The sequence below is a fragment of the Flavobacterium sp. FG68 genome (assembly GCF_057808895.1).
Map to the genome: position 1 here is coordinate 14,724 of NZ_JBMDIY010000037.1, position 14,669 is coordinate 29,392.

Genomic DNA, 14,669 nt, shown 5'->3' on the forward strand with positions numbered 1-14,669 from the left:
CATCTCTGATGCGAGCAAAAAAATAATTAATATTGCTCAGTAATAATAATGTGTTCATTTTAATTCAAAATTATTAATGGTGTATTTTTTAAAACTTAATTTTATTGATGCTGTATTTTTTTAGCCTAAAAATTATCAATATGATTTGTTTGAAAATTCAAAGTAGATGATTTTAATTCAAAATAAAATGATTCATTTGTGTCAATTTCTATCTCAAATGATTCAAATTGTATAAAAAAGATCAGAAATATAGTGACTTGCAACATTTTGTTGAATATTGACACGATTTGAATAAGTCCTTGTTTTATCCTAAAAAACACAACTATGCGTAAATTCTTTCTTTTATTATTTTTTTCACTTTTTTCGATAAATTTTATTCAGGCACAGGAATATTATTTCAAACATTTTCAGGTTGAAGAAGGTCTGTCAAACAACACCGTTTTGACTTCTTTACAGGACGAAGATGGATTTATGTGGTTTGGTACAAAAGACGGTTTAAACCGATTTGATGGCTATCGTTTTAAGACTTACAGAAGCAACGCCGACCCAATTCATAGTTTAGGAAGTAATTATATCCAGTCTTTACATGAATATAAAGGTGTAATTTGGGTAGGAACAGATAAAGGTTTGTATCAATACGATAAAAAAACAGATCAGTTTACGGTTTTAAACGAAGCGATTAACGACCGTATCAACGATATTAATCATGACAAAAACGGAAATATCTGGTTTATCTCCGGCAATATTCTCTATAAATATTCGACAACAAAAAAGGAAACCAAAACTTTTAATCCGAATAAATATTTTATTGCCACTTCGATTTCCAGAGATGCAAATGGTCAAATCTGGGCTTCTTCATTGAATAAAATTTATCGTTATTCTGAAGAAAATCTTTCGTTTGAAAATATTCCGATTGCGCCACCAGCAAGTTCTTCTAACTTTAGAATTACGATTATTTATGCTTTAGACAAAAACAATATTGTAATTGGTACGCAGGACGACGGCGTTTTACTTTATAACATTCACAATAAAACAACTTCGAGTTTAGAATTTTCGACTAAAAAACCGGTTTATGTGCGACAGTTTAAAAAGAGGGGAAATGATGAACTTTGGATTGCCAGCGAATCTGGAGTTTATGTTTACAACCTGAAAACGAAATCCAGCATTAATCTTAAAAAAAATTATAATGATCCGTATGCGATTTCAGACAATGCAGCATATTCGATCACGATTGATAAAGAAAACGGGATTTGGGTTGGAACGTATTTTGGCGGCATCAATTACCATCAAAAACAATACACACAGTTCAAGAAATATTTCCCTCAGAAAGGACAAAATTCTATCAGCGGAAGCGCCGTTAGGGAAATTCATAAAGATGATAAAGGCGATTTATGGATTGGAACCGAAGATGCGGGTTTAAACCGATTTAATCCTAAAACGCAGCAGTTTACATCTTATTTACCAAACGGAAGCAAAAGCAGTGTTTCTTATTATAATATTCATGCTTTAATGCCCAGAAAAGACAAAATTTGGGTAGGAACTTTTGAACATGGTTTAGATGTTTTAGACCGAAATTCGGGTAACGTTGTGCGACACTATAGTGCCAATAATCCGGCTTCGGTATTGCGCAGTAATTTCATTTTTTCTTTTTATGAAACCAAAAAAGATGAATTGATTGTGATTACGACAATGGGACTTTATTTATACAATGAAAAAAATGACAATTTTGAAACCTTAAAAACTTTTCCTGAAACTACGCATTATACGACTTATAAAGAAGACAGCGACGGAAATCTCTGGGCAGGAAGTTATCGTGATGGTTTGTTTTATTATAATCCGAAAACAAAAAAGAAAGAGGTTTTTATTTACGATTACAAAAACCCAAACGGCATCAGTAATAATTCGATCAATTATATTTTTGAAGACAGTTTTAAAAATTTATGGTTTGCTACCGAAAACGGACTGGATTTATTCGATAAAAAAACAAGGACTTTTAAAAAATTTACGACCAAAAACGGATTCCCAAGTAATGTTGTTTATTCTATTTTAGAAGATGAAGCTAAAAATTTATGGTTGACGACTTCTAAAGGTTTGGTGAAATTTGGACCTGATCATAAAAGCATTAAAATTTACACCACCGCAAATGGTTTATTGAGCGATCAATTTAATTATGCATCGGCTTTTAAAGATACAAACGGCGATATGTATTTTGGAAATCTAAACGGAATGATCAGTTTCAATCCGAAGAATTTTACCAAAAACAAATACACGCCTTCGACTTTTATTACCAATCTGCAAATCAATAATAAGGATATTGACGCTAATGAAAATGATTCGCCTATAAAACAATCTATTGCGCATATTGATGAACTGGAACTTAACAACAGTCAATCGTCATTTAATCTTGAATTTGCTTCGTTAAATTATACGGCTCCGGAACTTACAGAATATTGGTATAAACTTGAAAATGTGAATAATGACTGGGTTTATCTGGAACGTAACAATAAAGTTTTCTTTACGGAACTGGCGCCAGGCGATTATGTTTTTAAAGTAAAATCGCTGAATAGTTTTGGTGTTTGGAGTAAAGAAGTGGAATTGAAAATCAGGATTCTGCCGCCTTTTTGGGCGAGTTCTTATGCGTATTTTTTCTATTTTATACTGATATGCGGTTCGTTTTATTACATCATTCGTTATTCACAAAATCTGACTCAGATTAAACACAATCGAAAAATAAAACATTTAAACGACGAAAAAGAGAAAGAAATCTATCAGGCTAAAATTGACTTTTTTACGAATGTAGCGCACGAAATCAGAACGCCTTTGACGTTGATAAAAGGACCTTTGGAAAAACTTTTGGTTATGGATCACATATTGCCGGAAGTGCCTCAGAATCTTTCGATAATGAAGAAAAACACTTCTCGTTTATTAAAACTGGTAAATGAATTACTGGATTTTAGAAAGTCTGAAATTGGCGGTTTAAAACTCACTTTCGTAGAAGCGAATATTTCGTCGATGGTTCGGAATTTACATTTGAGATTCAGTCAATTGATTGAAGAAAGAGGAATTGAATTTGAACTGGAACTGGGCGATAAAGATATTTTTGCTTTTGTGGATAAAGAGGCTTTCAAAAAAATCCTGAGCAACTTGATGAGCAACGCAATTAAATATTCTAAAGATAAAGCTTCGATTACACTTTTTAGAGATGAAAAGAAGTTGACTTTAATTGTAAAAAATGATGGAAATCTGATTCCGTTTCATTTAAAAGATAAAATTTTTGAGCCGTTTTTCAGGGTTGATAATATGGATACAACTTCGGGAACGGGAATTGGGCTTTCGCTGGCACATTCGATAACACAATTGCATAACGGAAATCTGCAGGTAATTCCGGATTCAAAAGTGAATATTTTTGAACTTGTGGTTCCGCTTCGTCAGGAAGAAGAATTTATGTTTTATAATGAAACAGAGAAAGACGAAATTGAAGCAGAATCTGAAACTGTAGAAATCGAAAATAAACACGAGAAAACACAGCTTTTAGTTGTGGAAGACAATGAGGATTTATTGAATTTTATTACGGCTGAATTAACGCCGTTTTACACTATTTTGAAAGCGGATAATGGAGAAAATGCTTTAAAAATAATTCATAACGAGAATATTCAGCTTGTTATAAGTGATGTTTCGATGCCAATTATGGACGGAATTACGTTGTGTAAAGAGATTAAAACCAACTTAGAAACAAGTCATATTCCGGTGATTTTGCTTACTGCCAAAAACTCGCTGAAATCGCAAATTGACGGTCTTGAAGTGGGTGCGGATGCGTATATCGCAAAACCTTTTTCGATGGATTATTTAAAAGTTCAGGTGAATAATCTAATCGAAAACAGAAAGCAGATTATGAATTATTATGCGAGTTCTCCGCTTTCGCACATTAAAAGTATTGCGCACAATAAAACCGACGAAAAGTTCCTGAAAAAACTCGACGAAGAAATTCTGAAAAACATCACGGATTCTGATTTAAGCGTAGAATCTTTGGCGGAAATCATGAACATGAGCCGTTCAACTTTATACCGAAAAATTAAAGATATTTCGAATTTGAGTCCGAATGAGTTGATTAATATCGTTCGTTTAAAACGTGCTGCTGAATTGCTTTTAAACGAGAATTATAAAATGTATGAGATTGCTGAAATGGTGGGTTATAAATCGCAGACGAGTTTTGGTCGTAATTTCCAGAAGCATTTTACGATGACGCCTTCAGAGTATATTGCGATGAATAAATAGTTTTTTCTAGAGACGCACAGCTGTGGGGCTTTATGCGCAAAGTTTTTGTTGTCGATATTCGTTGGGGTTACGTTGTGTTAGACGCACTGCTGTGCATCTCTACAGAACAAAAACTGGATATATATTATTAAAAAAAAATCAATTGCCTCCAGCTTTAGCTGGAGGTTAAATTTTGAAAAATATGAAAGGCTTTAGCCTAACTTTGACGTTTGGCTAAAGCCTTTTTGATAACAAATATCTATCTCTCCAGCTAAAGCTGGAGGCAATTAAAAAAATATCAACACAAAGCATATCGTAGAGACGCACAGCAGTGCGTCTACGCAAAGTTATTCCTCAACTAATTGCTCAATCAACTGTAATCTTTTTACAATACTGTTTTTATCCAAAATTGTCCCCGGCGATAAAACCGCATTTGCACCAACTTTAGAATTATCACCTAACAATGACCCAAATTTATCTGAATGGGTATTGATAATGTCTTCTTTATATTTAACCGAAATGTTTTTGTTTTTTCTCTCGTTGTAATGATTGGCACAAATTGAACCTGCTTCAAAATTAATATTTTGACCAATCAGGCTATTTCCTATATAATTAAAATGAGCTACTGCCGAATTATCAGAAATAAACGATTGTTTTATTTCTGAACCCGGGCCTATTTTTACAGATTTCCCAAATAATATTGGCCCACGTAGATAAGCATGCGCACCAACATAACAATTTTCTGAAATGATGATTGTTCCTTTTAAGGTTACTCCTTCTTCTATTATGGCTGTTTTGTGTATGGCAATTGTCCCTTCTATTTTATAATCAGTTGAAAGTAGTTTTATTTTTTCTAAAAGTATTTTGTCCAGTTCATTGACAATATTCCATGGCGCAGTATTAATATAATCTGGAAAATAAAAATCAAAGTTTTCTATAAAATCGATTGGCTTTATCATTATTGTATTGATTTAAAAATGCATTATTTAATTTTATAAAGATAAGATTTCGAAAATTCGAATTTTAGTATTTAATAAAATAAATCTAAGATCTTGAGATGCAAAAAATGACAATAATATCAACATAAAGTATATCTGTAGAGACGCACAGCAGTGCGTCTTATGCGTAAAGTGATATACGTTGTGGTTACGTTGCGTTAGACGCACTGCTGTGCGTCTCTACAGTAAAAAATGGGTATAAAAAATGACAACAATATCAACACAAGGCATATCGTAGAGGCTCACAGCAGTACGTCTTATGCGCAAAATGATATTCGTTGGGGTTACGTTGCGTAAGACGCACTGCTGTGCGTCTCTACGGAATAAAATGGATGCAAAAATTATTTAATATCTGCTTCAAAAGGCGAAGCTGGTAAATTTTCTTTATTGTATAAATTGGCTTCAGCCGGATTATCTGCCCAAGCGTATCTTACTTTTACAGGGTCTGCGACTGAATCATTACTAACGATTATTTTATCGCCATCGATAATGGCTTTTGCCCAGACAAATTTTCCATCATTTCCGGCAATTGCAAATTCTTTTAATTCATTTCCGGTTTTGATTTGCAATCCGGTTCCAATATCCAAAAAACTTAAAATTAACTTGTTTCCTTCTTTTTTTATTGATTTAAAAATCGGTCCCGAAGCGACTAAATTTTTCTCGCCATAAACCAATTTTCTTGCCTGAAGCGACAATCTTTTCCCAACATCGTATTTGTTTAAAGGATGAATATCGTTCCACTCGCCTACATCGATTATTACGGCCATTCCTGTATTTGGAACTTTTAGCGTATTCAATTGCTGCTGTCTTAAAGCTGCCCAATTACTTTCGACTGGTTCCGGTTTTGTTTCCATATAATTGGCAAGCTGAACGAATAAAAAAGGCAGTTTTTCTTGTTTCCATTGCGTGCGCCAATTCGCAATTAAAGTTTCCATTAAAGGAAGATATTCTGCTGGTTTTTTGGTACTCGATTCACCCTGATACCAAAGCACGCCTTTTATAACATAATTTTTAAGGGGCGCAATCATGGCATTATAAAGTCCGACTGGTTTTAATCTGACGAAAGTTTGTGCCGGAAGCGGTAACATTTTTACACCTAATTTGTATTTCCAGATTCCTTTTAAATCAATGGTTTGATCGCCATTAATTAATTCATAAGGTTTATCCAATACAAAACCGCCTTTACCTGAATTACTGATAACTCGAACGGTAATTTCGTTTTTTCCTTCTTTTAAAATATTGGAATTGAAAGAATAAATTCTTGGTGGATATTGATAGGAAGTTGTACCAACAAAATGTCCGTTTACAAAAACCGAATCTGCATCAACGATTCTTCCTAAAATAATCTTCGCCTGATTTTCTTTTATTTTTTCAAGTGTAAATTCTTTTTTAAACCAAACCGAACCGTTTATATTTCCGAGTTCACCGTCTGCCCAATAACCGGGAACTTTCATCGTTTTCCAATCGGAATTATCGATTTCAGCTGCCCATTTATTTTTTAGTCCGGGATCTGTTTCGTCTAGTAATTTATCCCAGTCTGAACTTACTTTATCATCGTTTTCGTCGATTTGTTTTTCGAGACTTCCATCTTTAAACTTTAAATATTCCTGATAATAATCGGGGGATTTTTTAATGTTTTCTTCGCTGATCCATGCTTCTGCGGGAGAGCCGCCTAAAGAAGAATTGATTATTCCAATTGGGATTTGGTATTTTTCATAGATTTCTAAAGCGAAAAAATAGGCAACTCCAGAGAATTTCAAAACACTGTTTGAGTTTGCTGAAATCCATTCTCCAGAAGAAAAATCGGTATTTTCTCTTTCAAAAAAATATTGATTGGGAACTAGAAATTGCCTGATGTTCGAATTCTCCGCTTTAGCGATATAATCCTCATATTTATATTTAAGCCGTTCCATTGACAGCTGCATATTTGACTGACCGGAACAAACCCAAACGTCTCCAAAAAGTATGTTTTTCAGGGTGATTGTGTTGGATGCTTTTAAAGTCATTTCATATGGTCCGCCTGCTTTTTGTGATGGAAGCTGAATTATCCATTTTCCGTCTTCCGCTGTAATAGTTTTGTATGTTTTGTGGTTGAAATCGAGTTCGATTTTTTCTTTTGGTGACGCCCAGCCCCAGATATTGACTTTTGTATCGCGCTGTAAAATCATTCCGTCGCTTATTAGTCTTGGGAGTTTTATTTGAGCATTGGCATTGAAAACTATAAGTATTGCTAGTATTATTTTTTTCATTTGATCTTGTTTATATTTTGCCCACTGATGACACGGATTGTACGGATTTACACTGGTTGTTTTTTTGCCACAGATTATAAGGATTAACACTGATTAATTTTAAAAAATCATTTTAATCTGTGGCTAAAAATTTTTCACGCAGATTATGCAGATTTTTTTATTTGTATAAAGATAATTTGTGCAAATTCGTGCAATTAGTGTTGAATTAAATCATTCATAAATGTATAGTTTTATTTTTTGAATTTCGTAATCACCTACTGAAATTCTTAGATGTCTGCCTTGATGGGTTTGGTCTCCGTTGAAATGCCTTATGGTTCTCCATTTTTCGTTTTCAAATTTTCCTTGGTCTGTTTTTAATATTCCTGCGTTTGCGTTTTTATTTTTTAAAGGTTTAAAAGTCACGACAATTCCGGAACCTGAAATGTAAAATTCATCGGGTGTGATTTCTATAATTATGGCGCTTGATGTTGTCCAGGTATCTGCTTTTGCACCTTCGGACCAATTTAGGGTATAATCGTGTTTAAAGGTAAATTCGTAGTTTCCTAGATTAACTATTTGTGTGTTGTTTACTTTATCTAATAAAACTCCGTCAATTTTTCCTTGTCCTTTATTAGCTTCAATAACTGGCTTTAACTGCTGTACTAAATCGTAAATTTTTCCGAGTGGTTCTTTTTTGGCATCGGTTACTGATTCTATCGAGAAAGGCGAAAAACCAATGGCTTCATAGTGTCCGATTGCATATAAACCTTTAAACGGTGCGGTTTCATCAAAACGATGTTCGGGAATAAATAACGGATCGCCTTGTCTTGTAAATAAATCATTCCATTGCTTAAATGACGGATTATAAAAGTCTGGTGAAAGAAAATCTATAGCGTTTCCCGCTGCTTTCCAAACGTCCATTACGTGCGGCAACGGACCTGCGCTTGGATATTCTCCCGGCTTTTTTTCGGGTGCATTTAAGGCTGCGTTTAAAAACATCGGAATTGGATAAGCATTTTTTCCGGCTTTGGCGATTGTATTGGTGAATTTTGAAAAATACCAAGCCATAAAAATTTCATCGGTTTGAAGACTTTTTCCGAATATTTCTTCCCAGTTTCCAGTTGTTTTGAATCCGTTTTTCTTCCAGATTGCTGAGAATTCAGGAACTAGTTTTTCTTTATTTTTCTGTAAATATTGAATGAATTCTTTTGGAACTTCTTTTTTGAAGGCTTCATTGGCTAAAGGATGATAATCGCGTGCCGTTGGCAGCATCCCGATTTCATTTTCAACCTGAACCATAATCACGGTTTGTTCTTTTTGGTCAAAATCTTTAATATGAGATATTAGTTTTTGAAACGCTTTTGAATCAGCTTGCAGATTTTCTTCGCTAAAAGGCGTTAGAATTTCATGGCTTTTATTTTTGTCGTCTTTTATTCTGGGATATTTTTTCTGATTCAGTTTTACCCATTCAGGAGCGTGACTTGACATGCTGTTTTTCCACGATCCAAACCAAAGAAAAACGAGTTTTAGGTTTTCTTTTCTGGCTCTTAAAATCAATTCATCAACTAACGAAAAATCAAATTTGCCTTCCTCCTTTTCTATTAATTCCCAATAAATTGGAGTTAAAACGGTGTTGAGGTTCATGTCGGTTAACTTTTCCCAAATGGGTTCCATACTTTCCATAGTGGTTGCCGAAGAATTTCCTAATTCTCCGCCGCGAATAATGAAAGGTTTGTCGTTGACAATGAGCTGCGTTTTATTTCCTTTTTTTTGAAGATGCGGCATTTTTTCCTGGGAATATCCGAATTGTAAAAAAGCAAAAAACAGTATAACGATTGTATTTTTTGGGAACGTAAACATCTGATTCTTTTAAAATTAAAAACAAATAATCCATAATACAAATCCTTTCAGATTCATATTATGGATTAAGACTACACTTAACTTACTTAACCAACTCTCCTGAAAAGTCTTTACTTACATCTTTTCCTGCAAGACCATCAGCAGTTCCTTTATAGGCGTGTTTACGAACGTAATTTGCATCCCAAAGATTTGGTGCTTCGTCCGGAAGCCAAAATTCATGTTCTTTAGAGTTATCAGAAACTCCCCAAACCGTAATACCATATTGCTGTGCTGCCGGAATATGTTTTTTATACATATCTACCACATATTGATACATTTCTGCTTGTGAAGCCTGCTGTGCAACTGTTGGAGCATTTGTTCCTAATCTCACATCTAACTCTGAAATTTTAATCAATTTTCCTGTCGCTGCCAGTTTCTGGAACATTTGGGCAATTTTATCTTTATCTGTATTTAAGCCTATGTGCATCTGTGTTCCAATTCCGTCTACTTTTCCGCCTTGACTTTCGATATATTCCACATATTGAATCAATCCGTCGCATTTGTCTAATCTTGATTCTAAATTATAATCGTTAATGAAAAGTTTGTCTGTTGCATTTCCGTATTGACGAGCCAGTTTGAATGCCGTTACAGCGTAATCTTTTCCAAGATATTTTATCCATGAGAAAAAATCTGCTGCGGTATCGCCTTCATTTCCTGTTCTTAATGTTCCGTCTTCTTTCATTGGTTCGTTTACTACATCCCAGGCAAAAACACTTGTTTTGTAATGTGTCATCATTTTAGAAACCCAGTCAGCCATAGCATCGCCAATGATTTTTGTTTTTTCTGCATCGGTTTTTTCGATCGTTATTGGCGCTGTTGGGCCTCCTCCAGATGATCCATCCGTTACTAAAACATTATCGATATAATAGGTTCCGGCTGCTCCACCTAAATCAAAGTTTAAACCTGTTTCGGTTCCGTTTCCGGTAAATTTCCATTCTACTAATTTCCAACTTGGCGATGTTGCCTGATCTCCCTGATAATGAGCTGTTGTTCCTGTTGTTGAACATCTTACAGAACCAGTTGCTTCAGAACGAATCATATACGAAATTGTATATTCTTTTCCAGAAGTGAAGGTTGAAGTAAAATCAGCATGAATTTGTGTTTTCCATTGATTTGCCGCATCCGAAGTTGCGTTTACAACTTTCATTGCTCCGTTTCCTTCGTACGCATCAGACGCGCCTGCTACGCTTAAAGCATCATTAGCTCCATTGTATTTTGACCATCCGCTAATGCCTGCATTAAAATTACCATTGGCAACCAAATTTGTAACGGTTGCTGCGGCATCAAGATCTACAACTGAAATTGTATTTACATCAATTAAATACGTCACATTTGGCAGATATCCTAAATCGATATTGAATTTAAAATTGGTGCTTCCGCCGACAAAATCTCCGGGAGCTAATTTAATTTTAACCTGCTGCCATGCTGATGTTGTTGCAAAAGCTTCTGTCCACGATCCGCCTGTGCTAAACCAGTCTTTGTACGGATATTGGTTGGTTAATGAAGCATTGAAAGAAATACGCCCTTTTCCAGTTACATCAGATTTAATATAGAAAGAAATCTCATAATTATGACCGCTTACAATGGATACATCCGGAGAGGTCAATTGCAGATTATACGGTGCAGAAGATGTCGCGCTTGATTCTAACTTAATAGCTTGCGAACCTGTTGCAAGTCCTTCATTTGCTGCAATAGCAATTCCTTTTCCGGGATTGTTTCTGGCCCAGTTTGTAAATGTTCCGTTTTTTAAACCTGCAACATCTAATGTATTTGTTCCGCTAGAACCGGGAATTACAGTTGGTGCAATTATGCTGTTTAAATAACTTGCATTTTGGTTGGAATGCCAAACCAAAGTATGACCAAAAACGGTTAAGCCAGCTTTTTTTGTTTCGGCAATAAAGGCATCTACTTTAGTAAAATTAATTTCACCTTTTGAGTTTACCATTGCACCGTGTTTCATTTCATAACCCGGCGTAACCTCATCAAAGTTGTCGTTTACAATTTTACGGTACGTCGCGTCAGTTAGGTATAAATCGGCACCAATTCCGTTTCCTAAAACAAAATCTGTGTACGTTTTAAGGTTATCGTATCGGCTTATTTTTTCTACTAATTCTAACGGAAGTTCTGCTCCTGTAACCTCGCCATGCTCAGGATCTTTTTCCCATTCCATTAAATTATCATCACAAGATGCCAGAAGCATTAAGGATGAAGCAATTACTGGTATTATATATTTATATTTCATTTTGGTGTTTTTTTAGTTAGGAAAATCGTTGTAAACCGGAGTATCTAAGGATACTATTCTCCAGTTGTCTGTGTACACTTTTACTGAAGTTGGTTTTGAAGCAAATTCTACTTCACTTGCAGTTCCTGTAACGTCTTTTAGTTTTACATCAGAATTTTCAAAGAAAAAACCGAAGTTTTGATACGTTGCAGCTTCACGATATGCTAAAACGGTTTCAAAAGTGAACGGTTCTTTAGACCATGCATAAAATTTATTTAGCGGAATTGTAACCGTTGTCCATCCTGTGGTTTGAAAAGCAACCGATTTTCCGTCAACAATCCATGGAACATAATTATAAACTGCTCCTGTCCATTCTCCTCCATTAAAATTATTGACCATGCATATTTTTAAGAATCCAGAATCTTTCCAAGCATCCGGAACGTATACATCAAACTGTAATGCTACTTTGTCCAGCGACGTGCTTGCCGGGATATAAGGTGTTAATTGTGTTCTCCAGTTATCGACGCCGTTTCCTGCTGTCCAAACTTCTGTACATCTGTTTTTGGCAGCATCAAAAGAAGCAATTCTTGCCGGACGGTGCGGTACATATTTTCCTTGCGAAATATTTCCTGTTCCTAAAGCAAGTGATGCTAAATCTTCGGGCTGAATCATGCTGGTTGAAGTTCCCCAATAACCGTGCTGTCCTCTTCCGTCAAAATCTAATAAAATACCTTTTTTAAAGTTGAAATAAGCCGGAGAATAAACGCCTCCGTTTGAAGTCTGAACGAATAATGAACCTCCGTTTTCTGAAACGCCATTTGGCACTGCAACTGTAAAAAATTCACCGTCTTCATCTGAAGTAATTCCTGTTGTTACTTCAATATTTCCCGGAAAAACTACTTTGCTTACTTCGGTTAAACCAGTTCCCGAAACGGTAATAGTTTCTCCCGCATTAGGCATTGTGTTGGAAATGTTTGTAATTGCTGGTTTTCCTGAACGAATTTCAAATGAAAATGTGGTTTCATTATTATCGTTTACAAATCGAATCGTGTTTCTTACCGATGGATCTGCTTCTAAAATTGGGGTATCGGCAGAAACATTGATCAGCATTGAATTATCGGATACAAAAACTACATTAAAATAAGTTTGATATCCGTTGATGTAAACTCTTTTTAAGCCTGTAAAACCAGAACCTTGTATACGCAAAGCTTGTCCTAAACGGGCAAAAGTAACTTCTCTATCCGGAACGGTTGAATTTACATCTTCCAGAAAAACTTTTGATATGGTTATGGTTCCGCCTTCAGAATCGTTATTGTCACAAGAAGTAAATAGCGTACTAAAGAACATTATTCCCAGCAGTGCGATGGGTGCCCAATATTTTTTATTTAAAATATATTTCATATTAATATTTTTTAGATTGTTGTTTTTCAAAATACTAGAACAAGTCTGTTATTTTTTCTTCTGTAAATTGATACGGAACCGGATTTTCTCTCAACAACGGATTCTGAACCAGTTCTGATTCCGGATAAGGAAGAAGGAAAATTGTAGCATCGATTACGCCAATTGAACGCGGACTGCTGCTTCTTGCCGGATCTATAGATAAGGTATTTGTTGCAGAATCGTAAAGAATTGGCTCAATTGTTCCGCGGTTTTGTGCCGTTACATAGTTAATAACTTCTTGCTGTTTGTAATAAGCGCGTCGTACTAAATCGTACCAATATTGTCCTTCCATCGCTAATTCAACTCTTCTTTCGTGAATAATATCGGCATAAGTCAAGGTTGTTTTTGGATCAAGACCTGCACGCACACGAAGTTTATTTACGCCATCTAAAGCAAGTGCATCTGCTGTTGAAGCGTTGTTTCCTAAAGCGGCTTCGGCATAATTTAAATAGACTTCTCCTAAACGCAGCATATAAGTATTTAAAGCTGAGTTCATACGACTAATTTTAGAATTGTCTTTTGTAGAACCTACAACTCCTTTTTTTACCGTTAAGAATTCTTTTGCGTGATCAACTGTATAACCTCCGTTTGATTTATTAATTTCCGGATAGAAATCATCATCGCCCATCCAGGTTGCTTTACGGCGAAGGTCTTTTGATTCGTATTCTTTTAAAACATCATTTGAAGCTCTTGTCCAGTAACCCCAAGCTGCATCGTCTCCTGTAATATCAGAACCTAAAGCAAAATAAGCCTGATGTGTATTAATAACTCCGTAATCTCCGTTTGGAACCCATTGCAGGGCAAACATAGATTCAGTATTGTTGTTGTTATCAACCATAAACAAATCAGCGTAGTTTGTCATTAAAGTATATGGACCTGAAGTGATTACTTTTTCGGCTGCTTTTTTAGCTAAATCTAAATATTGCTGATTTCTTGTTCCGCTGTTTGGATTGTCGCTTACTCCCGAATAGGATAGGTAAACACGAGACAACATTCCAAAGGCGCTGTATTTTGTTAAACGTCCGGCTTGTCCTGCAGTTTCAGGCAGATATTTTGCTGCAAATTCTAAATCGCGAATCGCAAATTCGTACACATCTTTTAATGGATTTTTGTTTACGATTGGGTTTTTAACCAATTCTCTTGGGTCTGTAGAAATAATTACATCTCCCCATAAAGAAGCTAAATACCAATAGGCAGTTCCTCTCATAAAACGTGCTTCGGCGATATATTTATTTTTAACGCTTTCATCTACTTTACTTCCTGAAATTCCGATAATTACGTTATTGGATTGCTGTACAACATTATATAAAGATCCCCAAGCCGAAACTAAAGGGCCGGTTAATCCTGTTTCAGATAAATCTGTAAACGGATAAACGTAATCAGAATAAGGTGCGTACAAGTTATCTGAACGTCCGTCTCCTAAACCGTAATAGAATTTATCATTAAAATCAAACCAAACTCTGTTGTAAAGCGGGCCTGTTGCCGACTGAAAATCTGATTCTGATTTATAAAAATTCTCTTTTGTGATTTGATCTTCTGGTTCAACATCTAAAAGATCACTACAACTAGTCCAAACAAATGGCAATGCGATCATAAGAACCGTGTAAAATATTTTTTTTGTTTTCATAG

Annotated in this window: 7 protein-coding genes; 1 reads left to right on the plus strand and 6 read right to left on the minus strand. The window is 35.2% G+C overall.

Going from position 1 to position 14,669, the window contains the following annotated elements:
- Positions 1-324 precede the first annotated feature (324 nt).
- Positions 325-4,275, plus strand: a complete 3,951-nt coding sequence (locus ACODSB_RS20055) for a hybrid sensor histidine kinase/response regulator transcription factor (RefSeq protein WP_488938321.1) — start codon at positions 325-327, stop codon at positions 4,273-4,275.
- Between the two features lie 326 nt (positions 4,276-4,601).
- On the opposite strand, the gene ACODSB_RS20060 is transcribed toward ACODSB_RS20055, so the two are convergent.
- From ACODSB_RS20060 to ACODSB_RS20085, 6 genes are all read right to left on the minus strand, one after another.
- Positions 4,602-5,213, minus strand: a complete 612-nt coding sequence (locus ACODSB_RS20060) for an LbetaH domain-containing protein (RefSeq protein WP_488938322.1) — start codon at positions 5,211-5,213, stop codon at positions 4,602-4,604.
- A gap of 380 nt (positions 5,214-5,593) precedes the next feature.
- A complete protein-coding gene (locus tag ACODSB_RS20065) occupies positions 5,594-7,501 on the minus strand; it encodes a sialate O-acetylesterase (protein WP_488938323.1) in 1,908 nt (635 codons plus the stop codon).
- 210 nt (positions 7,502-7,711) lie between these two features.
- Positions 7,712-9,340 carry a GH35 family beta-galactosidase gene (locus tag ACODSB_RS20070; protein ID WP_488938324.1) on the minus strand — a complete coding sequence of 543 codons (1,629 nt, stop codon included), beginning with the start codon at positions 9,338-9,340 and terminating at the stop codon, positions 7,712-7,714.
- Positions 9,341-9,422: 82 nt separating this feature from the next.
- Positions 9,423-11,621: an endo-1,4-beta-xylanase gene (locus tag ACODSB_RS20075; RefSeq protein WP_488938325.1), complete on the minus strand. Its 2,199-nt coding sequence runs from the start codon at positions 11,619-11,621 to the stop codon at positions 9,423-9,425.
- A gap of 12 nt (positions 11,622-11,633) precedes the next feature.
- Positions 11,634-13,001 (minus strand): glycan-binding surface protein, encoded by a 1,368-nt coding sequence (locus tag ACODSB_RS20080; RefSeq protein ID WP_488938326.1) that lies wholly within the window; start codon positions 12,999-13,001, stop codon positions 11,634-11,636.
- Between the two features lie 34 nt (positions 13,002-13,035).
- Complete coding sequence (locus tag ACODSB_RS20085; protein ID WP_488938327.1) at positions 13,036-14,667, minus strand: RagB/SusD family nutrient uptake outer membrane protein; 1,632 nt, start codon at positions 14,665-14,667, stop codon at positions 13,036-13,038.
- Positions 14,668-14,669 lie beyond the last annotated feature (2 nt).